At 72.3% G+C, this 25,539-nt stretch carries 21 protein-coding genes and 2 pseudogenes; 6 read left to right on the top strand and 17 right to left on the bottom strand.

What is annotated here, in order from left to right; genetic code table 11:
* Window positions 1-59: 59 nt before the first annotated feature.
* The 13 genes from ACZ4VI_RS27535 to ACZ4VI_RS27475 form a co-directional block, all read right to left on the bottom strand.
* Window positions 60-992 (bottom strand): S66 peptidase family protein, encoded by a 933-nt coding sequence (locus ACZ4VI_RS27535; protein ID WP_468003447.1) that lies wholly within the window; start codon window positions 990-992, stop codon window positions 60-62.
* Window positions 989-2,992: a S9 family peptidase gene (locus ACZ4VI_RS27530; protein ID WP_468003445.1), complete on the bottom strand. Its 2,004-nt coding sequence runs from the start codon at window positions 2,990-2,992 to the stop codon at window positions 989-991. The genes ACZ4VI_RS27535 and ACZ4VI_RS27530 overlap by 4 nt, the downstream gene beginning before the upstream one ends.
* Window positions 2,993-3,033: 41 nt before the next feature.
* Complete coding sequence (locus ACZ4VI_RS27525; protein WP_468003444.1) at window positions 3,034-4,368, bottom strand: M20/M25/M40 family metallo-hydrolase; 1,335 nt, start codon at window positions 4,366-4,368, stop codon at window positions 3,034-3,036.
* A complete protein-coding gene (locus ACZ4VI_RS27520; RefSeq protein ID WP_468003442.1) occupies window positions 4,361-5,194 on the bottom strand; it encodes a M55 family metallopeptidase in 834 nt (277 codons plus the stop codon). The genes ACZ4VI_RS27525 and ACZ4VI_RS27520 overlap by 8 nt, the downstream gene beginning before the upstream one ends.
* Window positions 5,195-5,263: 69 nt before the next feature.
* Complete coding sequence (locus ACZ4VI_RS27515) at window positions 5,264-6,460, bottom strand: M6 family metalloprotease domain-containing protein (RefSeq protein WP_468003440.1); 1,197 nt, start codon at window positions 6,458-6,460, stop codon at window positions 5,264-5,266.
* A 49-nt stretch (window positions 6,461-6,509) separates the two neighbouring features.
* On the bottom strand, window positions 6,510-7,775 hold the full coding sequence (locus ACZ4VI_RS27510) for an alpha/beta fold hydrolase (RefSeq protein WP_468003439.1): 1,266 nt from the start codon (window positions 7,773-7,775) through the stop codon (window positions 6,510-6,512).
* An 88-nt stretch (window positions 7,776-7,863) separates the two neighbouring features.
* Window positions 7,864-8,550, bottom strand: coding sequence for a GntR family transcriptional regulator (locus ACZ4VI_RS27505; protein WP_468003438.1), 687 nt, complete (start codon window positions 8,548-8,550; stop codon window positions 7,864-7,866).
* A gap of 47 nt (window positions 8,551-8,597) precedes the next feature.
* Window positions 8,598-9,998, bottom strand: a complete 1,401-nt coding sequence (locus ACZ4VI_RS27500) for an aldehyde dehydrogenase family protein (RefSeq protein ID WP_468003436.1) — start codon at window positions 9,996-9,998, stop codon at window positions 8,598-8,600.
* Window positions 9,995-10,999 carry a proline racemase family protein gene (locus ACZ4VI_RS27495; protein WP_468003434.1) on the bottom strand — a complete coding sequence of 335 codons (1,005 nt, stop codon included), beginning with the start codon at window positions 10,997-10,999 and terminating at the stop codon, window positions 9,995-9,997. Before ACZ4VI_RS27495 ends, ACZ4VI_RS27500 begins: the two co-directional genes overlap by 4 nt.
* A 55-nt stretch (window positions 11,000-11,054) precedes the next feature.
* The gene (locus ACZ4VI_RS27490; protein WP_468003433.1) at window positions 11,055-11,963 is read right to left on the bottom strand and encodes a dihydrodipicolinate synthase family protein; all 909 of its coding nucleotides are present in this window, start codon (window positions 11,961-11,963) and stop codon (window positions 11,055-11,057) included.
* A gap of 72 nt (window positions 11,964-12,035) precedes the next feature.
* The gene (locus ACZ4VI_RS27485; RefSeq protein ID WP_468003431.1) at window positions 12,036-13,529 is read right to left on the bottom strand and encodes an FAD/NAD(P)-dependent oxidoreductase; all 1,494 of its coding nucleotides are present in this window, start codon (window positions 13,527-13,529) and stop codon (window positions 12,036-12,038) included.
* Window positions 13,510-13,824, bottom strand: a complete 315-nt coding sequence (locus tag ACZ4VI_RS27480; RefSeq protein ID WP_468003429.1) for a (2Fe-2S)-binding protein — start codon at window positions 13,822-13,824, stop codon at window positions 13,510-13,512. Before ACZ4VI_RS27480 ends, ACZ4VI_RS27485 begins: the two co-directional genes overlap by 20 nt.
* A 75-nt stretch (window positions 13,825-13,899) precedes the next feature.
* Window positions 13,900-15,066, bottom strand: a complete 1,167-nt coding sequence (locus tag ACZ4VI_RS27475; RefSeq protein ID WP_468003428.1) for an NAD(P)/FAD-dependent oxidoreductase — start codon at window positions 15,064-15,066, stop codon at window positions 13,900-13,902.
* Between the two features lie 198 nt (window positions 15,067-15,264).
* Between ACZ4VI_RS27475 and ACZ4VI_RS27470 the strand changes: the two genes are divergently transcribed.
* The 5 genes from ACZ4VI_RS27470 to ACZ4VI_RS27450 are packed head-to-tail and all read left to right on the top strand — an operon-like array spanning window position 15,265 to window position 20,915.
* Window positions 15,265-17,013 carry an ABC transporter substrate-binding protein gene (locus tag ACZ4VI_RS27470; protein ID WP_468003426.1) on the top strand — a complete coding sequence of 583 codons (1,749 nt, stop codon included), beginning with the start codon at window positions 15,265-15,267 and terminating at the stop codon, window positions 17,011-17,013.
* Between the two features lie 11 nt (window positions 17,014-17,024).
* Window positions 17,025-17,951: an ABC transporter permease gene (locus ACZ4VI_RS27465; RefSeq protein WP_468003424.1), complete on the top strand. Its 927-nt coding sequence runs from the start codon at window positions 17,025-17,027 to the stop codon at window positions 17,949-17,951.
* Entirely contained in the window at window positions 17,948-18,934 is a 987-nt protein-coding gene (locus ACZ4VI_RS27460) for an ABC transporter permease (RefSeq protein ID WP_468003423.1), read from the top strand. Before ACZ4VI_RS27465 ends, ACZ4VI_RS27460 begins: the two co-directional genes overlap by 4 nt.
* Entirely contained in the window at window positions 18,934-19,938 is a 1,005-nt protein-coding gene (locus tag ACZ4VI_RS27455) for an ABC transporter ATP-binding protein (protein WP_468003421.1), read from the top strand. The genes ACZ4VI_RS27460 and ACZ4VI_RS27455 overlap by 1 nt, the downstream gene beginning before the upstream one ends.
* Window positions 19,935-20,915 (top strand): ABC transporter ATP-binding protein, encoded by a 981-nt coding sequence (locus tag ACZ4VI_RS27450; protein ID WP_468003419.1) that lies wholly within the window; start codon window positions 19,935-19,937, stop codon window positions 20,913-20,915. Before ACZ4VI_RS27455 ends, ACZ4VI_RS27450 begins: the two co-directional genes overlap by 4 nt.
* Window positions 20,916-20,972: 57 nt before the next feature.
* Here the strand turns inward: ACZ4VI_RS27450 and ACZ4VI_RS27445 are convergent, their stop codons facing one another.
* From ACZ4VI_RS27445 to ACZ4VI_RS27430, 4 genes and pseudogenes are all read right to left on the bottom strand, one after another.
* Entirely contained in the window at window positions 20,973-21,875 is a 903-nt protein-coding gene (locus tag ACZ4VI_RS27445; protein WP_468003613.1) for an ornithine cyclodeaminase family protein, read from the bottom strand.
* A 29-nt stretch (window positions 21,876-21,904) separates the two neighbouring features.
* Entirely contained in the window at window positions 21,905-22,027 is a 123-nt protein-coding gene (locus ACZ4VI_RS27440; RefSeq protein ID WP_468003417.1) for a hypothetical protein, read from the bottom strand.
* 106 nt (window positions 22,028-22,133) lie between these two features.
* Window positions 22,134-22,421: pseudogene (locus tag ACZ4VI_RS27435) on the bottom strand (proline racemase family protein); the annotation flags it as partial.
* Between the two features lie 343 nt (window positions 22,422-22,764).
* The gene (locus ACZ4VI_RS27430; RefSeq protein ID WP_468003416.1) at window positions 22,765-25,110 is read right to left on the bottom strand and encodes a collagenase; all 2,346 of its coding nucleotides are present in this window, start codon (window positions 25,108-25,110) and stop codon (window positions 22,765-22,767) included.
* 239 nt (window positions 25,111-25,349) lie between these two features.
* Between ACZ4VI_RS27430 and ACZ4VI_RS27425 the strand changes: the two are divergent.
* Window positions 25,350-25,529, top strand: a pseudogene (locus ACZ4VI_RS27425) (hypothetical protein); the annotation flags it as partial.
* Window positions 25,530-25,539: the final 10 nt, after the last annotated feature.

The following is a 25,539-nucleotide window of genomic DNA, read 5'->3' as shown; positions in this document are numbered from 1 at the left end:
GCGTCTGACAGATGTCATTGACGGAGATTCAGTGAAGGTACGGTCGGCTTCCTGACCGCTCAGGCCAGCGCAGGTATGTCCAGCGTGAGCGTCGCCGACTCCGCGTCCAGGACGCCCGGCACGCCCAGCGGGAAGGTGAGTGCCGTCTCGCTGTGGCCGAAGCCCAGCTCCTCCACCACCGGGACGCCGAGTCCGCCCAGCCGGTCGGCGAGCACCGCCCTGACCTCGTCGTAGGGGCCGCACTCCGCCCAGGAGCCCAGGGCGATGCCGGCGACCCCGTCCAGCCATCCGGAGCGCAGCAGTTGGGTGAGCATCCGGTCGAGGCGGTACGGCTCCTCCCCCACGTCCTCCAGGAGCAGCAGGCCGCCGGCGGCCGAGGGCCGGGCGTGCGGGGTGCCGAGGTCGGCGGCGAGCAGGCTCACGCAGCCGCCGAGGGTGACGCCGTGGGCCCGGCCCGGCGCCAGCGGGCGGGCGGTGTCCAGGCCGAGGGTCCGGACGGACTCGGGCTCGAAGAGCGTGGCCCGCAGGGACTCCTGGGTGCGGGCGTCCTTCAGGAACGTGGCCGCCGCGACCATCGGCCCGTGCAGGGTGGCGAGGCCGGTGCGGACGGCGAACGCCTCGTGCAGGGCGGTGACGTCGCTGTAGCCGACGAACACCTTGGGCCCCGCGGCCCGCATCGCCGCCCAGTCGACGAGGTCCACCATCCGCTGGGCTCCGTAGCCGCCCCGGGCGCAGATCACCGCGGAGACGCCGGGGTCGCACCAGGCCTCCTGGAGGTCCCGGGCCCGGCCCTCGTCCGTACCGGACAGGTATCCCAACTCCGGGTGCCCGTCCAGGACATGGGGAGCGACCACCGGGTCGAGGTCCCAGCCGCGCAGGATGTCGAGGCCCGCCGCGAGCCGGTCCTCCGGGATCGGCCCGCTGGGTGCGACGACGGCGACCCGGGCGCCGGGGCTCAGTCGCGGGGGCCGGGTGAGCGGGGACGCGGTCACTTCTTCAGCTCCAGGAGGGGTACGTCGGCCCGGGCGATGCCGAAGGTCTGGGCGTACAGGGAGAGTTCGGCCTCGAGAGCGCGGGCCATCGTCTCCGCCCGCCGGAAGCCGTGGCCCTCGCCCTCGAAGGCGATGTAGGCGTGCGGGATCCCCCGGCCCGCCATGCGCGCGAGGAACCGCTCGGCCTGGGCCGGCGGGCAGATCACGTCGTCCAGGCCCTGGAGCAGCAGGAAGGGCGCGGAGATCCGCTCGACGTGGGCGAGGGGTGAACGCTCCTTGTAGCGGGCCGGCACCTCGGCCAGCGGGCCGACGAGCGACTCCAGGTACTGGGATTCAAAGTCGTGGGTCTCGTCGGTGGCCCAGCCGAGGAGGTCGAGGATGGGGTAGATGATCGTGCCGCAGGCGTAGACGCCGGTGGTGACGAGGGAGGCCGCGGCGGTCCAGCCGCCCGCGCTGCCGCCCCGGACGGCGAGCCGCGCCGGGTCGGCGGTGCCCTCGGCGGCGAGCGCCTCGGCGACGGCGGCGCAGTCCTCCACGTCGACCACGCCCCACTGCTCGCGCAGCCGTTCCCGGTACTCCCGTCCGTAGCCGGTGGAGCCGCCGTAGTTGACCTCGGCGACGCCGATGCCCCGGGAGGTGAAGTAGGCGATCTCCAGGTCCAGGACGAGCGGGGCGTGCCCGGTCGGTCCGCCGTGCGCCCACACCACGTAGGGCGGCAGCTCCTGGCCGGGTGCGATCCGGTCGGGGCTGTGCGGCGGGTAGACGTGGGCGTGGATCTCGCGGTTGTCGGGCCCGGTGAAGGTACGGATCTGAGGCTCGGGGTAGTACGACGGATCGACCGGGTCGTCGTGGGCCGAGCCGATGACCCGGGCCCGGCCGGTACAGGTGTCGAGCTCCACGACCTCGTACGCGCTGCGCGGGCTGGCGGCGACGCCGACGACCCGGGCGCCGTGCACGGCGAGGGTGGCGGCCCACTCGGTCCAGGGGCCGGCGGCGTCGACGAGTTCGCCGCTGTCGGGGTCGAGTATCCCGAGCGCGGTGGCGCCCTTGCCGTGGATGACGGCGACCAGGCCGTTCTCCAGGGGCTGGAACCAGCTGAGGCCGATCTTCCAGAGCGGTCCGCCGAACTCCTCAGGGCGCGGACACAGGGCGACCGGCTCGCCGCCTCCGGTGTCCGCGCGGTAGAGGTTCCACCAGCCGCTGCGGTCGCTGACGTACAGGAGTTGTCCGTCGGCCGTCCAGCCGACCTGCGGCACCGACTCCTCGGGGCCGCCGGCGACGGTCCGCGCGTCCTGGAATGTGCCGTCGGGCGCGACGTCGGCGAGGATCACCTCCGTGCCGCCCCAGGGCATCCGGGGATGGTCCCAGCCGATCCAGGCCGCCTGGCGTCCGTCCGGGGAGAGGCGGGGTCCGGTGACGAACCGGTGCCGCCCGTCGGAGAGTTCGCGCACGGCGCTCCGGTCCTCGGCGGCCGATCCGTCGAGGGGCACGGCGGCGAGGACGCGGCGCACGTCGGTGGGTGCGGGACCGGTGAACTCCTCCAGGACGCACCAGACTTCGCCGCGCTCGGGGTGGATCACGGGGTCGGCCCAGCGCAGTCCGCCGCCGACGGCCGAGAGCGGGGTGAGCGGCCGCGGCCCGGCCGCGGTTCCGGGGCGGTCAGTGTCCGTATCGGGCTCGTACGCGTACAGCCGCTGGTCGGGGAAGTGGCTGAACACCACGAGCGGCCCGTCGTCCGCGCGCGCCACGCCTCCCCAGGGCTGTCCGCCGTACTCGATCACCCGGCTGCGGACGTTCCAGGGGGCGGGGAGCACCGACTCCTCGGTGCCGTCGGCCCGCCGGCGTACGAGCGCGCGCCGGCCGCCCTCGGTGGGGCGGGGCGCGGTCCACCACACCTCGTCCCCGACGACGCCGACGTACTCGGGGCGCCCGTCGTGGCGGGCGGCCAGCGCGGCGTCGATGGGGGAAGGCCAGGTGCCGTAGGCGCCCGTGGGTACCATCGCGAGTTCCTTTACGCGGACTTGCACGAACCGAACGAGATTTACGCGGACTTCAGGTAGTGGTCGAGCACGCGGACGCCGAAGTGCAGGGCGTCGACGGGGACGCGCTCGTCCACTCCGTGGAACAGCGCTCCGTAGTCGAGGCCCGGGGGCAGCTTCAGTGGGGAGAAACCGTATCCGGTGATGCCGAGCCGGGAGAACTGCTTGGCGTCGGTCCCGCCGGACATGGCGAACGGGACGACGTGTCCGGACGGGTCGAAGTGCTCGACGGCGGCCCGCAGTCGGGCGAAGGTGGGCGAGTCGACCGGGGCCTCCAACGGGACCTCGCGGTGGTGGAACTCCCACTCCACGTCCGGCCCGGTGAGCCGGTCCATCGTCTCGGCGAACTCCTCCTCGCCGCCCGGCAGCATCCGGCCGTCGACATAGGCGACCGCGTGCCCGGGGATGACGTTGACCTTGTAACCGGCGTCCAGCATCGTCGGGTTGGCGCTGTTGCGCACGGTCGGCTCGACGAGGGCGGCGGCCGGGCCGAGCTTCTCCAGAAGCACGTCGACGTCGAAACCGGGCGCGCTCACGTCCGTCTCGATGCCGTGGAGCGCGGCGAGTTCGGTGAGCGCGGCCCGTACGGTCGGGGTGAGGCGGACGGGCCAGCAGTGGGCGCCGATCCGGGCGACGGCCTCGGCGAGGCGGGTGACCGCGTTGGCCGTGTTGACCTTGGAGCCGTGGCCCGCCCGGCCGTGCGCGGTGAGCTTGACCCAGGCGGTGCCGCGCTCGCCGGCGGCGATCGGGTAGAGCGTCATCCCCGGCTGCGGGTGGAAGCTGAACGCCCCTGCTTCGCTGATGCCTTCCGTACAGCCCTCGAAGAGCCCGGGGTGCTCGCCGGCGAGGAAGCCCGAGCCGTCCTCGGCGCTGGCCTCCTCGTCGGCGGTGTAGGCGAGGACGATGTCCCGGCGTGGCCGGATGCCCTGGCGCGCCCAGGCGCGGACGACGGCGAGGACCATCGCGTCCATGTTCTTCATGTCGACGGCGCCGCGGCCCCACACCACGCCGTCGCGCACCTCGCCGGAGAAGGGGTGGACGGCCCAGTCGGCGGGCTCGGCGGGGACGACGTCGAGATGGCCGTGCACGAGGAGGGCGTCGGCGGACGGGTCGGTGCCCTCGATGCGCGCGACCACGTTGGTGCGGCCGGGGGTCCGCTCCAGGAGGGTGGGCTCCAGGCCCGCGGCGGCGAGGCGCTCGGCGACGTACTCGGCGGCGGGCCGCTCCCGGCAGTCCCCGCCGCCCTTGTTGGTGGTGTCGATCCGGATCAGCTCGGAGGTGAAGGTCACCACCTCGTCGAGCGCCGTGGCGTCCACCGTCTGGATCGGCTCAGCCATACTGCTCCTCCACCGCTGCGGAGACGATCGTGGTGACCGCCTTGAACGTACGAATGCCCTCGCACATCGTCTCGCTGGTGTACGCGACCCGGCGCTCGCCACTCCGCGCCAGTCCGGGCACGACGGTGGCGGCGGCCGCGAGATGCTCGGCGTCGAACTCCAGCTCGACCGTGAACGGTCCGCCGAGCACTGGATCGTGCCGTACGGCGAGGGCGGTGGCGGCCTTCGCCGCGGCCCGGATCTCGCTCGCCGTACGCTTCGGGGTCCGGCACACCGCCGCGTACCGCGAGACGTGGTCCTTGACCGCGACCTTGTGCGCCTCGGGCGCGTACCCGAGGGCGTCCTCGCAGGTCAGGTCGTCGCCGGTGACGAGGACGACGGGCACTCCGTACTCCGCCACGACGTGCGCGTTGAGCAGCCCCTCGCTCGCCCGCTCACCGTTGAGCCAGACGCCGGTGATGGAGTTGGCGAGATAGGTGTGGGCGAGGACGCCCTCGGCGCCCGCGCCGGTGTGGTAGCCGACGAAGGCGATGCCGTCGACGTCCCCGTGCTGCACCCCCTCCACCATGGAGAGCGACTTGTGGCGCCCGGTGAGCATCTCGGCGCGCTCGTCGAGCCGTTCGAGGAGGAGGTTCCGCATGGTCCAGTGCGCCTCGTTGATCAGCACCTCGTCGGCGCCGCCGTCGAAGAAGCCGAGGACCGCCGCGTTGACGTCCGAGGTGAACATGGACCGGCACCGCTCCCACTGGGGTGTCCCGGGCAGCACGTCGGCGGGCCAGGTGACGCCGGTGGCGCCCTCCATGTCGGCACTGATCAGGATCTTCATCTCGCTCCCGGTGTCCTCGACGCAGCCCCACCTTAAGTGCGAAGGGGAACCCGGCAAAGAGCGACAGGGTCAGGACAGGCGGAGTCGCACCAGGTCTCCCTTCGTTCCGCCCGCGAGGACCTCGATCCGGACTCCGCCGTCCGGGTCGGTGAAGGTCCGGCCCGGCCTGTACGCCGCCAGGTCGAGCGAGGTGCAGCCGGCGGGCGGGGTGGCGTCCGGGTTGCCGTTCAGGATCCGGACCGGGCCCTCGCCGGTCGGGGTGGACGAGTCGACCTTGTAGACGAGGACCCCGGTGGAGCAGGCGGACCGGTCGTTGCCCTCGGCGCGCCGGGACTCGACGACGTACGCCGTGGTCTCGCCGGTGCGCAGGACGGCGATCTTGGTGCCGCCGGGGCGCTCCACGGGGGTCAGGCGGATTGTGCGCTGTCCGGGTGCGGACAGCGCGGACAGGCAGACGACCTGGTCGTCGCGGGTCCAGCCGAGCTTCCAGGAGTGCCAGCCGAGGTACTGCGGGGCGTGGCCGGCGATGTTGCCCATGACGTCCCAGCCGCCCGCGTACTGGTGCGTGGCGCCCGTGAAGGAGTACAGGTCGGGCAGGCCGAACGTGTGGCCGGTCTCGTGGGCAACGACCTTGTGGCCCCAACGCCGCATGTCCTGGCCGAAGGTGACGGCCCATTTGAGGCGCGTGCCGTCGGCGGTCACGCCGGTTCCGGCGGGGTCGTAGAGGTAGGTCGGGGAGAACGGGATCGCGGTGGCCGCCCGGGTGGGGACGACGTAGACCATGTCGTAGCGGGAGAAGTCCGCGTACGGGTCGGCGGCCTCGATCGCGTCGCGCACGTACGCCTCGTGGGCCTCGAAGGTGAGGCCGCGCTGGAATCCGTACGAGACGGAGTCCGCCGGCATGCGGATCCAGCGGTGCAGGGAGCTGAGGGTGAGTTCGGCGCGGCCGTGGCTGGCCGTCCGCATCCAGTCGGCGGCGGGGGCGAGCTGGGCGGCGTAGGCATGGGTGGGGTCGGTGGTGGCGTCGGCCTGGGCGTCGGGGAAGTCCACGAAGAGGGTCAGGACCCGGCGGGCTCCCGTGGAGGGCTGGAACTGTACGGGGTCGGTGTCGTGGCCCTCGTCGGTCCAGCCGGTCCTGCCGGGCAGCGCGCAGTCGGCGGCGGGGGCGGGGAGCGGCTCCGCCTGCGCGGTGGGTGTGGTCAGGAGGGCGAGGCAGGAGGCGGCGGTGACAAGAGCGGCGGCGAGGCGGGACTTCGGAGCAGGCATGTGCGGGTCTCCCGTCGGAGGCTCGGGGGCTCGGGGACTGAAGGGGGTGTCACGCGCGGCCGGCGGCCAGGTCCATCAGGCGGGACAGGACCCGGCCGCCGGAGACGTGGACGCCGTCGTGCTCCCACTCGTTGGTGACCCAGACCCGGCTGGAGCCGACCGCGCGTGCCGTGCTCAGGGAGAGGCCCGCGTCGACGTACATGTCGTCGTGGTAGACGACCGCAGCGAGGGGGACCCGGTTCGCGGCGAGGCGGTGCGGTTCGTACAGGGGTGGCCAGTCGGTGCGTGCGGCGAGCAGGTCGGCGGCGTCGGCGAAGGGGCGCAGGCCCCTGATGTCCCGGAACATCCAGGGGTACATCATTTCCCCGGTGAGGAGGAGCGGGTCCGCGTCCTCGGAGAATTCGGGGAAGTCGGCGAGCGCCCGGGAGGCCGCCCAGCCGGTCGGGCCGGCCCCCTGCCCGTACAGGGTCTCCTGCAGGACGGCGAAGAGCGGGTTGTCGGTGAAGCCGGTGAGGGTCATCACCTGATGGAGGAAGGTGTCGGTCAACTCACCGTGCGCGTCGAGGGCTTCGTCGAGCAGCCAGTGGACGCGCTCGAATCCGTCGCCCATGCCGAGCGCGAGGCCGAGGGTGCGCAGGCGGCGGGGTGTGAGCCGGTCGCCGTCCGGGAGGCGGACGTCAGTGGCCGCGAGGAGGTCGGCGATCTTCCTGAGGAGGGGCGCGTCGTCGGGGTAGCGGGCGTAGAAGTCGAGGACCCGGTCGCGTACGCGGGGGTAGGTGCGGGCGTACACGTCGTCGGCGGTGGCGGTGAGGCCGGGAAGACCCCCGGTGACGTGGCAGGCCCGCAGGCCCTCGGGGGCCTGGGAGAGGTAAGTGAGGGTGAGGAAGCCGCCGTAGCTCTGGCCGAGCGTCTCCCAGGGGGTGTCACCGCAGAGCCTGCGGCGGATGAGTTCCGCGTCGGCCACGATCGAGTCGGCGCGGAAGTGGGCGAGATGGGCGGCGAGTTGCCCCGGCGACGTGAAGCGCGCGGCGGACCGGGCGGTGACCGGGCTTGAGCGGCCGGTGCCGCGCTGGTCGAGGAGCAGGACCCGGTGGGTCTTCAGCGCCTGGTCCAGCCAGCCGGGTGAACCGGCTGACGGGCGGGGCGACTTGCCGCCTGGTCCGCCCTGGAGGTAGAGCAGCCAGGGCAGTTGCTCGCCCGTGCGGGCCGGATCGACGACCTCGCGTGCGAAGAGCTCGATGGCGGGCCCGTCGGGGGCGCGGTGATCGAGGGGAGCGGCGAAGACATGATCGACGGTTGCGTACGCGGGGTTCATCCGATCCTTCCCGTTACGGCATGCCCATTTATGGCATGTGACATTGCATAGCTCATCGAAGTCGGCCCCCGGTTCCGAGGAGCCACTGTCACCCGGCGGTGTCCGACGCCCGCTCGCTCTTGGCCCAGAGGGAACGGACGTGACCCAGGTGCCTCTTCATGCACTTCTCCGCGCCCTTGGCGTCACCCGCGAGCATCAGGTCGAGGAGCTCCAGGTGCTCCTCGGCCGAGGGGATCAGCTCGCCGCGCTCGTCCAGCGCGGTGAGCCCGTACAGCCGGGACCGCTTGCGGAGTTCACCCACGGTCTCGACGAGCCGTTCGTTGCCCGCGAGGCCGAGGAGCGTGAGGTGGAACCGCCGGTCGGCCTCGAGGTACCCGATGAGGTCGTGGTCCCGTGCCGCGCGCACGATCTCCTCGGCGACCGGTCGCAGCGCCTCCAGATCCTCACGGGCGGCGGTCCGGGTGACCCGGCCGACGACGGGGATCTCGATGAGCGCGCGGATCTCGGTGTACTGGTCGAGGTCGCGCTCGTCCACCTCGGTGACCCGGAACCCCTTGTTGCGGACCGGCTCGACCAGGCCCTCGCGCGCCAGGTCGAGCATCGCCTCGCGGACGGGGGTGGCGGAGATGCCGAAGTCCTCGGCCAGCGTCGGCGCGGAGTACACCACGCCGGGCCGCAGTTCGCCCGAGATCAGGGCGGCGCGCAGGGCATGGGCGACCTGGTCGCGCAGCCTTTCCACGGAGGCGTTGAGGTCGCGGTGGATCAGGTGCCCCATGGCGGTGGTGGTCCCTTCGTTCGTTCTTCGACCACCACCGTACAATGTCACGTTGCTCCCGCAGGTGACAGGGTGTACGTGCGACTCGACGTGTAGAAGTCCAGCGCTGCCCGGCCCTGCTCGCGGGGCCCGTGGCTGGACGCCTTCGCCCCGCCGAACGGGAGGTGGAAGTCCACGCCGCTGGACGGGGCGTTGATCCGGATCATCCCGGTGTCGAGCGCGTCGAGGCCGTGCAGGGCCGTGTTCAGATCGGCCGTGTGGACCGAGGCGACCAGGCCGTACGGCACCGAGTTGGTGATCCGTACCGCGTGGGCGAGGTCGTCGGCGGACAGCAGGGCCGCGATCGGGCCGAAGACCTCCTCGTGAAGGAGCGGGTGTTCCGGGGAGACCTTCTCGACCAGGGTCGGGGTCGCGTACCAGCCCGGCCCGGACGGCAGGGTGCCGCCGGCGAGCGCCGGCAGCCCCTGCCACGCTTCGCCGACCCGGTCGCGGGCGCGCGCGTCGATGAGCGGGCCACACACGGTGGCGGGGTCGGCCGGGTCGCCGACCGGGACGGCGCGGAGCGCCTCGGTGAGCGCCTCGCGCAGGGGCGGCAATGCGCTGCCGACGGCGATCACCCGGCTCGTGGCGGTGCACTTCTGTCCTGCGAACCCGGCGAGGGCGGCGGCGATGTGGGCGGCGGCCTGGTCGATATCGGCGTCCGGCAGCACGATCGCCGCGTTCAGGCCGCCCATCTCGGCCTGGACCGGGACGCCCCGGGCCGTGGCGTACGCCGCCACGGCCCGGCCGACGGCGGTCGAGCCGGTGAAGGAGACGACATCGGCGGCGGAGACGAGCGCGTTGCCCTCGGTCGCTCCGCCGGGCAGGACGGTGAACACCCCCTGGGGCAGAGCCTTTTCGACGATCTCGGCGAGGCGCAGCGCGCACGCGGTGGCCTCGGGGGCCGGCTTGAGGACGACGGTGTTGCCGACGGCGAGCGCCGGGGCCGCCTTCCAGCTCGGGATGGCGAAGGGGAAGTTCCAGGGTGTGATCAGCCCCGCCACGCCGTGCGGGCGGCGCCGGGTCAGGAGGAGTCCGGGGCCCGCCGCGGTGTCGTGGACGGCTCCGGTGGACTCGAAGGGGGCCTGGGCGTAGTAGCGCCAGACAGCGACGGTCCGGGCAACCTCCGCCCTCGCCTCGGTGAGCGGCTTGCCCACCTCGCGCACGGCGAGCGCCGCGAGTTCGGGCCCGGCGGCCTCGACGGCCGCCGCGACGGCGCCGAGGCCGGCGGAGCGGGCCGCCGCCCCGCCGTGCAGCCAGTCGGTCTGGGCGGCGCGGGCCCGTTCGACGGCGTCGGCCGCCGCGAACGCGCCGGGCGCCGGGATCCGCAGCAGTACGTCGGCCGGATCGGCGGGATTGCGGGAGGTGAGGGTCGTGACGCCCGTGGGATCGGTGAGGTCGGTGGTCACAGGAGGAAGCCTCCGGGGAAGGGGTCGTCCGGGTCGAGGAAGTACTGCGCCGTACCGGTGATCCAGGCCCGGCCCGTGACGGTCGGAATGACCGCGGGCACCCCGCCGACCTCGGTCTCGGCGACGAGCCTGCCGGTGAAGCTCGTACCGATGAAGGACTCGTTGACGAAGTCGCGGTCGAGCGGCAGCTCGCCGCGGGCGTGGAGTTGGGCCATCCGGGCCGAGGTGCCGGTACCGCACGGGGAGCGGTCGAACCAGCCGGGGTGGATGGCCATGGCATGGCGGGAGTGGCGGGCGTCGGAGCCGGAGGCCGCGAGGTACACGTGCTTCACGCCGGCGATCTCCGGCCGCTCCGGGTGGACGGGCCGGTCCGGGGAGGCGTTGACCGCCTCCATGATCGCGAGGCCCGCGGCGAGCAGCTCCTCCTTGCGGGCCCGGTCGAACGGCAGCCCCAGGGCGTCCAGTTCGACGAAGGCGTAGAAGTTGCCGCCGAAGGCGAGGTCGTAGGTGACCGTTCCGTAGCCGGGAACGGTCACCTTGCGGTCAAGGCCGACACAGAACGCGGGCACGTTGGTGAAGGTGACCGACTTCGCCGCGCCGTCCTCCACCCGTACGTCGACGGCGACCAGGCCGGCCGGGGTGTCGAGGCGGACGGTGGTGACCGGCTCGGTCACCGGCACCATGCCGGTCTCGACGAGGACGGTGGCGACGCCGATCGTGCCGTGTCCGCACATCGGCAGCAGCCCGGAGACCTCGATGTAGAGCACGCCGTAGTCGGCATCGGGCCGGGTGGGCGGCTGGAGGATCGCGCCGCTCATGGCGGCGTGCCCCCGGGGCTCGTACATCAGGAGCGTCCGGAGGTGGTCCAGATGCTCGATGAAGTGCAGCCTGCGCTCGGCCATGGTGGCGCCGGGGATCACCCCGACGCCTCCGGTGATCACGCGCGTGGGCATGCCCTCGGTGTGCGAGTCGACGGCGTGGAAGACATGACGCGTACGCACGGGGCTTCCTTTCGGTGGAGGACCGGGTCGTGTGCCGTGGTGGACGGCTGAGGGGTCAGTGGTGACCGTTGGCGACGGCCTTCTCGGTGGCGGTCCGTACGCGGGCCTCGGTCTCGCCCGTGAGCGGGAGGCGCGGCGGGCGGGTGGGGCCGCCCCGGCGGCCGACGATGTCCATGGACAGCTTGATCGACTGGACGAACTCGGTCTTCGAGTCCCAACGCAGCAGCGAGTGAAGGGACTTGTAGAGCGGCAGAGCGGTGGCCAGGTCGCCGGCGACCGCGGCGTGGTACAGCTCGGCGCAAGTGGCCGGGAGCGCGTTGGGGTACCCGGCGATCCAGCCCACGGCACCGGCCACGGCCAGTTCGAGGAGGACGTCGTCGGCACCGATCAACAGGTCGAGTTCAGGGGCGAGTTCGGCGATCTCGTACGCCCTGCGGACGTCGCCGCTGAACTCCTTGACGGCGACGATGCTGCCGTCCTCGTGCAGCCGCGCAAGCAGCTCGGGGGTGAGGTCGACCTTGGTGTCGATGGGGTTGTTGTACGCGACCACCGGCACCCCGGCCCTGGCCACGTCGGCGTAGTGGGCGCGCACGGCCGGTTCGTCGGCGCGGTAGGCGTTCGGCGGCAGGAGCAGCACGGAACCGCAGCCTGCTTCGGCCGCCTGCTCCGCCCAGCGACGGGACTCGGCGCTGCCGTAGGCGGCGACGCCAGGCATGACCCGCGCCCCGTCGCCCGCCGCCTCGACTGCGGTGCGGACCACGTGAGCCCGCTCCTCGTCGGTGAGGGTCTGGTACTCGCCGAGCGAGCCGTTGGGGACGACTCCGTCGCAGCCGTTGTCGATCAGCCAGCGGACGTGCTCGGCGTAGGCGTCGTGGTCGACGGAGAGGTCGTCCCGCAGGGGAAGGGTGGTGGCGACCATGATGCCGCGCCAGGGGGTGGCGCTGGTCCAGGAGGTGGCGGTCATGTCGACGAACCTTTCTGTATCGTGTGACATTTTATTGGGGGTTCCCCGGCGCCCACAAGGGGTGGGGAGCGCCTAGGACTGTTCGGACTCGGGTGTCTCGGGTGTCTCGGGTGTCTCGTCGGCCTCGCCGAGTGCAGCCAGCGCCGACAGTGGGACCGGCACCGCGAACGGACGCCGCTCGGCCGGGGGTTCGACGGCCGCGCCGTCGCGCGCCGCGAGGCAGGCCACGGCCGTCCCGCACATGCGTCCCTGGCACCAGCCCATGCCGGCCCGGGTGAACAGCTTGACCGTCCGCGCGTCGCGCGCCCCCAGCTCGGCGACCGCCTCGCGGACCCGCCCGGCGGTGACCTCCTCGCAGCGGCACACGTCCGTGTCGTCGGTCAGCCAACCCGGCCACCCGGACCCGGGCGCGTGGGCGGCGGCCATGACCTCGGCGAAGGCCCGCATCCGGTCCCGGCGGCGGCGCAGTTCGCGTACCCGGCTGCCGGGAACGTGTGTCCCCCGCACCCGGACCGCCACCGCGACCCCGGCCAACTCACCCTCTGCGCGAGCCAGTTCGGCTCCCCCTACCCCTCCGGTCTCACCGGCCGCCCACAGACCGCGCACCGAGGTCTCCTGAAGACCGTCCAGAGCGAGGGCCAGGGTGCCGTCCGGCAGGGGGCGAGTGGCGCAGCCGAGCGTCGTGGCCAGTTCGATCTGGGGAACCAGTCCGTGCCCGACGGCCAGCGCGTCGCAGGCGATCCGCCGGCCCGACCCCCGTACGGGCCGCCAGTCGCGGTCGAGACGCGTGACGGTGACGGCCTCCACCCGGTCGGTGCCGTGCACCTCGGTGACGGCGCTGCGGGTCCGCAGCCGTACGCCGTGCCGCAGCAGCGCCGCGCCGTGGACCAGCGCCTCGGCGGCCTTGTGCGGGTTGGTCACGAGCGCCCGGGGACTGCGGGCGTACCGCAGATATCCGGACGCCTCCACCACGGCCGGCACCCGCGCCCCCGCCGCGGCCAGCGACGAGGCGACCGCGAGGAGCAGCGGACCGCTGCCCGCGACGACGATCCGCCGACCGGGAAGGACCAGGCCGGACTTGAGCATGGCCTGCGCTCCCCCGGCACCCACGACGCCGCGCAAGGTCCAGCCGGGAAACGGGAGTTGACGCTCGTACGCTCCGGTGGCGAGCAGCACGGCGCGCCCCCGCACCCGGACGGGCCGTTCCTCGGCCGCGTCCGGCCCGGTGACGGCGTGCACCGTCCACGGGCCGTCGACGGCCGCATCGGCGTCCCTGGTCACGCTCCATACGTGGTGCCCGGCCAGATGGGTCACGTCACTGGCCGCCAGCCGCCGGCGCAGGTCGCGGAAGGCCGACCAGTCGTGGTGCAGCGCCTCGGGCCGTGCGGCCCCCAGAGCCGGTGCGGGATGCCGGTAGAACTGCCCGCCCGTCTGGGCCGAGGCATCCACCAAGGCGACGGACAGGCCGAGTTCGGACGCGGCGACGGCTCCCGCGATTCCGGCGGAGCCCGCGCCGATGACGAGAAGATCGTACGGCTCAAAAGGTTCACACCCCGAGGCGGTCATGGCCGTGTCCTTCCTGGGTGGTGATCGCGTCGCCTGGCCGGGCGGGGACGAGGCAGGCCCGGCGGTTGGGCTCGCCGTTGACGGTGGCGAGGCAGTCGTAGCACTGGCCGATGCCGCAGAACGCTCCCCGTGGGCGCCCGCCGATCCGGGTGGTGCGCCAGGCGAGGATTCCGGCCGCCCAGAGGGCGGCGGCGACGGACTGGCCGGGCAGGGCGGTGATCCGACGGCCGTCGAAGGTGATCTCGAACGGCGGGTCGGACTGCGCGCCGACCAGGTCGGCGGGGGTTCGGGCCACGGGGCCCCTCCTCTCGGGTGGGTTCAGACGGAGGTCGACGCACATCGCGTCAGACGGAAGTCGACGCGCATCTCGTCAGGCGGACGTCGACGCGAATCGCTCGGGCCTGAACGGCCCGATGTCGAGCGGTGGTTCGCCCCCGGTGAGGCAGTCGGCGACGATCAGCCCCGTGACCGGCGCGAGGCCGATCCCCGCCCCCTCGTGTCCGCAGGCGTGCAGCAGACCGGGGACGCGCGGGTCCGGGCCGATCGCGGGCAGGTGATCCGGCAGATAGGGGCGGAAGCCCGCGTACGTCCGGAGCGCCCGCACCCCGGCGAGCACCGGGAAGAGCCGGGTGGCCCCGGCCGCGAGCCGGCGCAGTACCTCGGTGGAGAGGGTGCGGTCGAAGCCGACCCGTTCCCGGCTGGCGCCGATGAGGACCGGGCCCGCCGGGGTGCCCTCGACCACGGCCGAGGTCTGCAGCGCCGCCGATCCGCTCGCCACGTCCGCCACGTAGTCCGCCGCGTACACCTTGTGGCGCACCAGGCGCGGCAGGGGTTCGGTGACCAGGACGAAGCCCCGGCGGGGCAGGACGGGCAGCTCCACTCCGGCGAGCCGCGCGAGCTCGCCGCCCCAGGTTCCGGCGGCGTTCACCACGTACGGGGCATGGATCTCCCCGGCCGTCGTACGTACCCCGCGCACCTCCCCGGAGGCCCCGGTGAGGATGGCCCGGACCTCCTCGCCGAGCCTGCTGCGTACGGCGCTCCCGTGCGCCGCGCCCGCACGCAGCAGGTGGGCGGCGGCGAGGGCGGGCATGACCTGGGCGTCCTGCGGATAGTGGAAGCCGCCCGCGAGCCCGGGCGCCAGGTGGGGTTCGAGCTCGTGCAGCCGCTCGGCCGGGACCTCCCGGGCGTCGACACCGGCTTTGCCCTGCCCCGCGGCGAAGACGCGCAGGGCGCGCATCCCGTCCTCGTCCGAGGCGACGACGACCCCGCCCTTGGGCTCGTACTCGATGTCCGGCGGGAGCAGTTCGGCCAGCTCCCGCCACAACGCTCCGGAGAGCAGGGCGAGTTCGAGTTCGGGGCCGGGCTCCTTGTCGGAGACCAGGAGGTTCCCCTCCCCGGCCCCCGTGGTGCCGCCCGCGACGGGGCCACGGTCGACGACGGTGACGCTGAGGCCGGCCCGGGCGGCATAGTAGGCGCAGGCCGCGCCGACGACGCCCGCGCCGACGACGATGACGTCCGAGCTGTTTCTCGTGAGCACGTCAGTAATATTTCACATTGCACAGCCTCTCGCCAAGACCCCTGACCCAAGCGGCGCGTCCGGCCGGACACGGATGGGTAACGAGACTCCCGATGGGTTGTCAGTGCAATTTCACATTACTATGTTACCGGTCACATTCCAGCGGCCGTCCTTCGTCGCCCGGCCGGCTGTCCGACTCTGCTCTCGGAGTGATCACTGATGGACACGCGCACCCGTACCGCCCTCGCCACCGCCCTGGTGGCCGCCCTCACCCTCGGAGCGGCCGCCTGTTCCGGCGGGCACAAGGCCGACGACGGCCGGGGAGCCAAGAACCCCGCTACTGCCAACAACGGCGCGGTACTCGGCGGTACGCCGCAGAAGGGCGGCACGCTGACCGTCCTGTCCAACCAGGACTTCACCCATCTCGACCCGGCCCGCAACTGGGTCATGGGCGACATGGACTTCGGCACCCGGCTGCTCTACCGCACCCTGGTGACGTACAAGGCGGAACCCGGCGCGAAGGGCGGGGAGTTGGTCCCCGATCTCGCCGAGGACCTCGGCACCTCCTCCAACGGCGCCAAGACCTGGACCTTCCGGCTCAAGCGGGGGCTGAAGTACGAGGACGGCTCGCCGATCACCGCCCAGGACGTCAAGTACAACGTCGAGCGGTCCTTCTCGCCCGACCTGCCCGGCGGCCCCGACTACGCGGCCCGCTACCTCGCCGGCGCCGAGGGCTACCAGGGCCCGGCCCAGGGCAAGCACCTCGACTCGATCAAGACCCCCGACGACCGCACGATCGTCTTCGAACTGCGCACGCCGTTCGCCGAGTTCCCGTACGCCACCGTCCTGCCGACCTTCGCCCCCGTGCCGAAGGCGAAGGACAACGGCCCCCAGTACGACAACCGCCCGTTCTCCTCGGGCCCGTACAAGATCGAGTCCTACGCCCGCGACAAGCAGCTCGTCCTGGTCCGCAACACCCACTGGGACCCGAAGACGGACACGGTGCGCAAGGCGTACCCCGACAAGGTGGTCGTGACGATGGGCCTGAAGGCCAATCAGATCGACGACCGTCTGATCAGCTCGTCGGGCGCCGACGCCTCCGCCGTGCCCTGGGCCAAGCTGCGCCCCGAGTCCACCCCCAAGGTGCTCACCAAGAACGAGGTCAAGGCCCGGCTGCTCGCCGAGTCCACCAACTGCACCGAGATGGTGCAGATGCACACCGGCCGCGCCCCCTTCGACGACGTCAAGGTCCGGCAGGCCGTGCAGTACGCCCTGGACCGCGAGGCGATCCTGACCGCCTCCGGCGGCCCGGCGCTCAACGACCCGTCCACGGCCCTCATGCCGGGCTCCCTCTTCGACGGCGGGAAGCAGCCCGACACCCTCAAGATCCCCGCGACCGGCGACGTCGAGAAGGCCAAGCAGCTGCTCAAGGAGGCCGGCAAGGCCGACGGATTCGCCACCAGCATCACCGTCTCCAACGGCGACAAAGGCGTCGCCGAGGCCGTCCAGCAGTCCCTGGGCAGGGCCGGGATCAAGGTCACCATCGAGACCGTCGACGCCTCCGCGTTCTACGACACCATCGGCGACACCAAGAACCGCACCGACCTCGTCTACACCGGCTGGTGCCCTGACTACCCCTCCGGCTCCACCTTCCTGCCCTTCGTCTTCGACGGCCGCTACATCAAGGAGAAAGGCAACTCCGGCAACCACTCGCTCTTCCGCGATGAGGCGACCATGAAGCGGATGGACGAGATCGCCGCCATGGCCGACGCCGCGCAGGCCAACAAGGCCTGGCAGCAGCTGGACGGCGAGATCCTCGCCAAGGCCCCGACCGCGCCGGCCGTCGTGGAGCGCATGCCCCTGCTGATCGGTACCAACATCGCCGGAGCCTTCGGCCACACCTCCTTCGGCGGTCAGATCGACTACGCCACGGTCGGCCTCAAGGACCCCTCCAAGAGCAACGACTGAGGCTCCGTCACATGTCCACCACCACCGCACCGCTCGCCACGGGCAGCGGCCCCTGGCAGCTCGCCCGCGCGGAACTGCGCCGCCGCTCCTCCGTGAAGCTCTCGCTCGCCGTGGTCGCGCTCTTCGCGCTGATGGCCGTGGCCGCCCCGCTGCTCAGCGCGCTGGGCGGCTGGGGCCCCGAGGAGTTCGACAAGAGCGCCGTCGACCCCTACCTGGGCGGCCAGCCCATCGGCCCGCTCGGCGGGGTCTCCGCCGAGCACTGGCTCGGCGTCGAACCCGTCACCGGCCGCGACCTGTTCGCCCGGGTCGTGCACGGCGCCCAGGTCTCGCTGCTCATCGCCTTCGCCGCGACCGCGATCGTCGTCCTCGCCGGAACGGCGGCGGGCATCGCCGCCGGGTACTTCGGCGGCCGAACCGACACCGTGCTCTCCCGCCTCATGGACCTGACCATGTCCTTCCCCTCCCTCATCTTCATGATCGCGATGATGTCGGTGGCCCGGGACGTCAACCGGATCCTGCTGATGACCGCCGTCATCGGCCTCTTCGGCTGGCCCGGCATCGCCCGCGTCGTGCGCGGCCAGACCCTCTCGCTCAAGCACCGCGAGTACGTCGACGCCGCCCGCGTCGGCGGATCGGGGCCCTGGCGGATCCTGGTGCGCGACATCCTGCCGGGGGTCGCCGGGCCCGTCATCGCGTACACCACGCTGATCATCCCGGGGATGATCGCCACCGAGGCGGCCCTGAGCTATCTCGGCGTCGGCGTGCGCCCGCCCACCCCCTCGTGGGGCCAGATGATCGCCGAGAGCGTCGCCTACTACGACACGGATCCCATGTACTTCGTCGTCCCGAGCCTCTGTCTCTTCCTCACGGTGCTCGCGTTCACCCTGCTCGGCGACGCGCTGCGCGACATCCTCGACCCGAGAGGAAGCAGCGCGTGATCCTCTACCTCGGGCGCCGGCTCCTCGGCGTGCTCGGCGTCCTGATCGCCATCGCCGCCGTCACCTTCACCATCTTCTACGTCCTTCCCTCCGACCCGGCCGCCGCGGCCTGCGGCAAGTCGTGCAGCGCCGAACGCCTGGAGGCGATCCGCGCCCACATGGGCCTGGACGACCCGCTGTGGCGGCAGTTCGCCGACTTCGTCACCGGCATCTTCACGGGCCGCACCATGGGCAGCGGGCAGTACGCCCTGGCCTGCGACTTCCCGTGCCTGGGCTACTCGTACGAGAGCAGCCAGGGCGTGTGGGACCTGCTCGTGGACCGGCTCCCGGTCTCCGCCTCGCTCGCCCTGGGCGCCGCCGTGATCTGGCTCGTGCTCGGGCTCTCGGCGGGGGTCACCGCCGCCCTGCACAAGGACACCTTCACCGACCGCGCCCTGATGGTCGGCGCGGTCGCCGCCGCCTCGCTGCCCGTCTACTTCACCTCGGTGATCCTGATCTACGGGCTGATCCGAGTGACCGGGCTGCTCCCCTATCCGCAGTACGTGCCCTTCGGCTCCGACCCCCTCGCCTGGGCCTCCAACCTGCTGCTCCCCTGGCTCGCGCTCGCGATCCTGTATGCGGCCATGTACGCGCGGCAGAGCCGCAGTTCGATGATCGAGAGCATGGCGGAGCCGTACATCCGCACCGCCCGCGCCAAGGGGCTGCCGCGTCGCACGGTGGTCGTCAAGCACGGCCTGCGGGCGGGCATGACGCCCATCCTGACCATCTTCGGGATGGACCTGGGCGGCCTGCTCGCGGGCGCGGTGATCACCGAGTCCATCTTCGGCCTTCCCGGCATAGGACGGCTCTTCTACGGCGCCCTGTCCACCGGGGACCAGCCGGTCATCCTCGGGGTCACCCTGCTCGCCGCCACCTTCATCGTCGTCGCCAACCTGGCCGTCGACCTGCTGTACGCCGTCGTCGACCCGCGAGTGAGGTACTGATGGACCCCTCCGCCTCTCTCCTGTCGGTACGGGACCTGACGGTCACCTTCCCGACGAAGCGCGGCCCGGTCCGGGCCGTCGACTCCCTCGCCTTCGACGTGCGGCGCGGCCGGACCCTCGGCATCGTCGGCGAGTCCGGCTCCGGCAAGTCCGTCACGTCGTTGGCCGTCATGGGCCTGCACACCGGCGCCGAGGTCACCGGCTCCGTCACACTGGACGGACGCGAGCTGATCGGCCTGTCCGACCGCGAGCTGAACGGGCTGCGCGGCCGGAAGATGGCCATGATCTTCCAGGACCCGCTCTCCAGCCTGCACCCGTACTACACCGTCGGGGAGCAGATCGCCGAGCACCACCGGGTCCACTTCGGCTCGCGCCGCAGGGCCGCCCGTGAGCGGGCCGTCGAGGCGCTCGCGGAGGTCGGCATCCCCGAGCCGCGGCGCCGGGCCGGCGAGTACCCGCACCAGTTCTCGGGCGGCATGCGCCAGCGCGTGATGATCGCGATGGCGCTGGTCTGCGAGCCGGATCTGCTGATCGCCGACGAGCCGACGACCGCCCTGGACGTCACCGTCCAGGCCCAGATCCTGGAGCTGATCGCCCGGCTCCAGCAAGAGCGGGGGCTCGCCGTCGTCATGATCACGCACGATCTGGGGGTGGTCGCCCGGGTGGCCCACGACGTCCTGGTGATGTACGGCGGGCGGGCCGCCGAACACGCCCCGGTGGACGCCCTGTTCGCGGCGCCCGCCCACCCCTACACCCGCGGCCTGCTCGACTCGCTGCCCCGGCTCGACGACCCGGACGACGCCCCGCTGCGGGCGATCCCGGGCAGCCCGCCGTCCCTGCTCGACCCGGCACCGGGCTGCGCGTTCGCGCCCCGCTGCCCCCGGGCGGCCCAGGGCTCCGAGGAGGAGCGGGCGCGCTGCACGAGCGAACGCCCGCCGCTCGGCGGCCCGGAGGGCCATCAGGTCGCCTGCCACTTCCCCGCGTACGAAGGCGTCACCAGATGACCACGACACCCCAACCCCTGCTCCGCGTACAGGACCTGACGATGACCTTCCCGGGGCGCCGGGCCCGCTCGGCCCCGGTCCGGGCCGTCGACGGGGTCGGCTTCGACGTGGCGGCCGGCGAGACGCTCGGCCTCGTCGGCGAGTCCGGCTGCGGCAAGTCGACCACCGGCCGCATGATCGTCCGGCTCCTGGAGCCGACCGCCGGCTCGGTCTCGTACGACGGACGGGACATCAGCCACCTGTCCCAGCGGGAGCTCAAGCCGCTCCGCCGCGATCTGCAGATGGTCTTCCAGGACCCGCACTCCTCCCTCAACCCCCGGCAGACCGTGGCCCGGATCATCTCCGACCCGCTGCTAGTGCAAGGGAGTTCGGCGACCGAGGCGCGCAAACGGGCCGTGGAGCTGATGGATCTGGTGGGACTCATCCCGGAGCACATCGACCGCTATCCGCACGAGTTCTCCGGCGGCCAGGCCCAGCGCATCGGCATCGCCCGCGCCCTGGCCACCAGCCCCCGGCTCGTCGTCGCCGACGAGCCGGTCTCCGCCCTCGACGTCTCGGTCCAGGCGCAGATCGTCAACCTGATGGAGCGGCTCCAGCGCGAACTCGGGCTCGCGTACCTCTTCATCGCCCACGACCTGTCGGTGGTGAAGCGGGTCTGCGACCGGGTCGCCGTGATGTACCTCGGCCGGATCGTGGAGATCGGTCCGAAGGAACGGGTGTACGCGGCCCCCGCCCACCCCTACACGCGGGCGCTGCTCTCCGCCGTGCCCCTGCCGGACCCCGCGGCCGAGCGGACCCGGGAGCGGATCACGCTGCTCGGCGACCCGCCCAGCCCGGCCGCTCCCCCGCCCGGCTGCACGTTCCATCCGCGCTGCCCGAAGGCCCAGGAGATCTGCCGGGCCGAGGCGCCGTTGCTGCGGATCGCCTCGCCCGGCGAGTCACGTCAGGTCGCCTGTCACTTCCCCGAGGCGGCCTGACGACGTGCCGATGCCCCGGGCCCGCGCGTCGAGCGGGGCCGGGGCATCGGTGTGTCGTCAGGCCGCGCGGGCCGCCCGGTACAGGGCGCTTGCGACGGCGAGGTCCTCCCAGGCCATGCCCACGCTCTTGAAGAGACGCGGGCGCTCCGTCGACGGCGCCCGGCGGCCGTTCACCAGGTCGGCGAGGGTGCCCGCGATGTGGCCCGCGCCGATCGCCCCCTCGGCGGCCGGGATGATCAGGTCACCGGCCTCGCGCAGGGCGGCGGTACGCGCCTCGACGTAGACATCGGACCGGGCCACAAGCGCGGTGTCGGTCTCGCGGGTGGCCGGCTCGTGCGAGCCGACCGCGACGACGGTGGCGTCGGGAGCCACCAGGGTTCCGTCGAAGAGGGGTTCACGGGCTGTGGTGCAGCAGACGACGAGGTCGGCCTTGGACACGTCGTCGGGTGTGCCGGTGCGGCCCGGGACGCCGAGCTTCCGCGCGTATCCGGCCAGGGCGCGCGCCCCGATCGGGTTGCGCGCCACGACGACCGCCTCGGCGACCTCGCGTACGGCGAGGACGGCCTCCAGGTGCCCATAGGCCTGGGGACCGGAGCCGAAGAGGACGAGCCGCAGTGGCCTGACGACCGGTGTCAGATGCCGTACGGCGAGGGCGGAGACGGCCGGCGTGCGCAGCTCGGTCAGGGCAGCGCCGTCGAGGAGGGCGAGCGGCTGCAGGCTCACGCCGTCGAACAGCAGATAGGAGCCGGTGATGCGGGGCAGGCCGGCGGCCGGATTGCCCGGGGCGACACCGGCGATCTTCACGCCGGCGTATGAACCGAAGGCCGCGGGCATGAGCAGGAGTTCACCGGCGGGGACGGGGACAGCGGTGCGGGGCGGTCCGGCCTCGGGGTCGAGTCCGGCGCGCAGGACGTCGGCCAACACCTCGACGGCCGCCGCCGGGTCGAGCAGACGTGTCATGGTCGCGGCGTCGATCTGGAGCAGATGGGTCACAGCAGAAATCCCGTCCCGAGGTCGTCATGGGGGTCGAGGACGAAGGTGTGGGTGCCGGTGCGGTGCGTCGTGCCGGTCACCTCCGTGATCCTCCCGGGCAGCAGGCGGCCGGTGAACACCGTACCGACGACGGACTCGTGGAGCAGGGTGTCCCCCGGGTGCGAGCCGCCCGTCCTCGGCGAGCAGGGCGAGGCGTGCGGAGGTGCCCGAGCCGCAGGGCGAGCGGTCGATCTGCCCGTCAGCGAAGACGGTGACGTTGCGCTGGCGTGGGCCGGAGGGGGTGTCGGGCAGGTCCTCGTACAGGATGACCCCGTACACGTCGTGCGCGGCGAGCGCGGCACGGATCTCCCGCCCGGCGTAAACCAGGGCGGGCAGGGAGGCGCGGCTGACGTCCAGGCCGAGGTCGCGGGCGGCGACGGAGACGTAACAGGCCCCGGAGTGGGCGAGGTCGGCCTCGACGGTGCCACGTCCGGTGGTCACCGGGACCTTGCGCGCGATGACGCGGGTCGGGATGTTGCGGAAGGTGACGCCGGTGGTGCGGCCTCCCGTCCGATGAACCCGCCGTACATTCCCCCGTGTCCGCCCGTGTGGTTCCCGGACCAGGAGGCGGCGCAGCTCGTCGAGCGGTCCGAGCCGTGGTGCGAGGGCGCGGCGCTCGGCGAGGTGTCGCCGGGGATCGGGGCAGGTCCTCGGCGACGATGCGGAAGGGTTCGCCCGCCGTGTGGTAGTCGGTGGTACGGACGACGGTGTGCGGGGTGCTGCTCACGAAGTATGGCCTCCGGGACGGTGTTTCGAGGGTGCCGGGGGGCCGGCCCTCCCCCCGTGGGTGAAGGCCGGCCCGGACGGATGGGGCGGGTCAGCTGCGCAGCGGACCCTCGCAGCTGTAACTCGACGTTCCGGCAATCCTGTTGGACCAGATCTCGACGGGTCCGAAGCTGCAGTTCATGTCGGCCAGGTTGGTGGACGCGGCGCCGGCCCGGTCCAGGATGAAGTAGTCGACCGTCTCGGACATGTCCTTGAAGTTCTGGTCGTCACTCGCCCAGTTGGTCAGGTTGGCGGTGATCCGGCCGGTGCAGACGAAGCGGCGCTTGCCCGGGTCGCCGTTCTCCACGCAGTCGGGGGTGCTGTAGGTGGCGGCGGCGAAGGAGGACTTCACGGACGCGAGCGCCGAGTCGCGCAGCTGGTCGTTGGGCGTGTACGTGGTGTTGGGGACGAACAGGTCGTCGACCTTGGCGATCTGCGCGTCGAGGAAGCGGTCGTAGCCGCGCTGGAGGTAGGTGTCGGAGCTCATCCGCCGGCGCCAGGAGTCGTACGCCCGGACGTCGTTGGCGCGCAGGTGGGTGTACATCTCGCGGAGCAGCGCGGGCCGCTCCGTCCACAGGTACTCGAAGAACGTGCCGGCGTACGCGTAGAAGCGGAAGCCGTCGCCGTCGTAGGTGGCGTTGAGGATCTGCTCCACGGTCATCCGGGGGCCGCCGCCCGCGGTGTCGTTGATGATGCTGCGGACGAGCGACTTGCGGACCGCGATGCCGTCGTCGCGGGTGGCCCCGTCGAAGAACTCGGCCGTGCCCTCGTCCATCGCGGTCGTACGGTCGTCCTGGTACCAGGGTCCCTCGCCGAAGAAGCCAGGGACGGCGAACCGGCCGTTGAGGTAGTGGACGTACTCGTGCCGGAACAGCTCCTCCAGCGTCAGGGACGAGTCCTGCGGAACGCGGCGCTGGTACGTGTAGAAGGTGGCGCCCCGCTCGATGTAGATGCCGCCGTTGTTGGTGCCCATGCCGGTCAGGATGGGGTGGTAGTTCTCGTAGTCGGCGCGGGAGCCGTAGAGCACGATGTTCAGGGTCGTGTTGGGGTCCCCGACGAGTGGCCGGTCGGTGCCGAGGACGCGGTGGAACTGCGCCTTGACCTGCTTGCTGGCGTAGTACAGCTGGTCGACGGTGGCCCGGTCGAGACCGGTGCGGACCTTCATGGCGCCGTTGTCGTAGGTGTACGTGTAGGGGAAGATCTGCTTCTCGATGTCCTCCTTGCACACCCCGTACGGCTTGCACGCCTCGTAGAAGTTGAGCCAGGAGACCACCGAGGCCCACTGCTGGCTACCGCGTCCGAAGGTGTCCACGACCGGGGTGAGCAGGATGCCGAGGTCGGCGACGACGCCGTTCCTGAGGCTGTCGATCTGGCCGAAGCGGCCGTACTCGCTGAGCGCGTCGCGGGCGACCCAGCTGTTGGCGGTGCCCTTGAGGTGCCCGTAGCTCGCGAAGGCCTTGAAGGCGGCGCGGTAGGCCGGGTCGGCGGCGACGGCCGCGTGGAAGGCCGTGTCCTGGTTGCCCGGGTAGACGCCCAGGTAGTTGACCGAGAGCGCGGCGAGCGCGGCTCCCGCCCAGGCGGTGTCCAGGTGGGTGGCGGTGTGGGACGGGTCCATGGTGGCCAGGACCCTTGGTATCAGGCCGAGTTGGTGCTGGCGCAGGCCCGGGGCGCTCGCGGCGTAGAGGGCTTCGCGCAGGGTGTTCGCGTTGGTCCTGGTGACGTCGAAGGTGCGGGCGGCCGCGCCGAAATCGGCGACGGCCTGACGTATCGCGTTCACCGTGGGGGCGTCGCTGGTGTCGATCTCGTCGCGCCCGTAGTCGTGGTACGCGACCGCGTGCAGGTAGGTGAACATCTCCTCCAGGTGGGAGGAGTTCCGGCCGTCGTGGGCGGCGGCCAGGCTCGATATTCGGCGGGCGACGGCCTGCACGTGGGCGTCGGACATGACGGGCGTGAGCCGGGCGTCCCAGGTCCAGATGAGGCCCCGCAGACAGCCGTCGGCGGTGACGGCCGGGTCGGCGAGGAAGTCGGCGAACTGCTCGGGGCCGAGGCCCGTGATCCCGTCGAGCGTGCAGGGGACACCGGCGGCTGTGGTGGTGACGGCGGCGGCATAGGCCCGCGCAGTGGTGACCGCCGGGGCCCGGCCGGGAACGCGGCCGATGGCGAGGCCGCCGGGGGCCGGTGCGGGTCCGAAGGTCTGGCGCGGAGCGCTGCCGAGATGCTCGACCTCGTCGAACGGATTGGCCCCGTGCCCGGCTTCCTGCGGTCCCGCCGCGCCGGGCGCCGGGGCCGGGACGGGGTCCGTGGCGGCGGAGGCGCCGGTCTGACCGGCGGAGGCCAGGAGGGTCATCGCGATCGCGGAGGCGAGCAGGGACGAGCGCACACGTCTGTGGATGGACAACAGAACTCCTGCTGTAGGGGGGTGGCTGTGGGGAGTGGAGCAAGAACTGTTGTGGTTCGCACGGCATGTGACGGATGTTCAGCACGCCGTGTGCGCTGTAACATAGTAATGTGAAATTGCACTGACAACCCCTACAGCCCTATCAATTGCCCCCGCCCGGCAGGAGACCTCTCGCGTTCGCGCTGAAGGTGGCCCGCAGCGTCCGGCCGGGCGGGCAGCCCGCACGCGATCACCGCCCGGCGGAGGCCGAGGGCATCCGGCCGACGAAGGCGCTGGAGGTGGCCGAGAACCCGACCGCGCTACGCGCCGCGATCCTGGCCGACCCGGGCACGGCGGAGGCCGCGCGCGGCGCGCTGCTCGACCGGATGAAGGAGGACCCGGCCCTGCAGACCGAGATGGCGCGGGCCATCGCCCGCACCTCCACGAACC

Source organism: Streptomyces sp. NPDC029169, from assembly GCF_055563935.1.
Note: the sequence above shows the minus strand (reverse complement) of the source record. Positions and strands in the feature narration are given on the sequence as shown.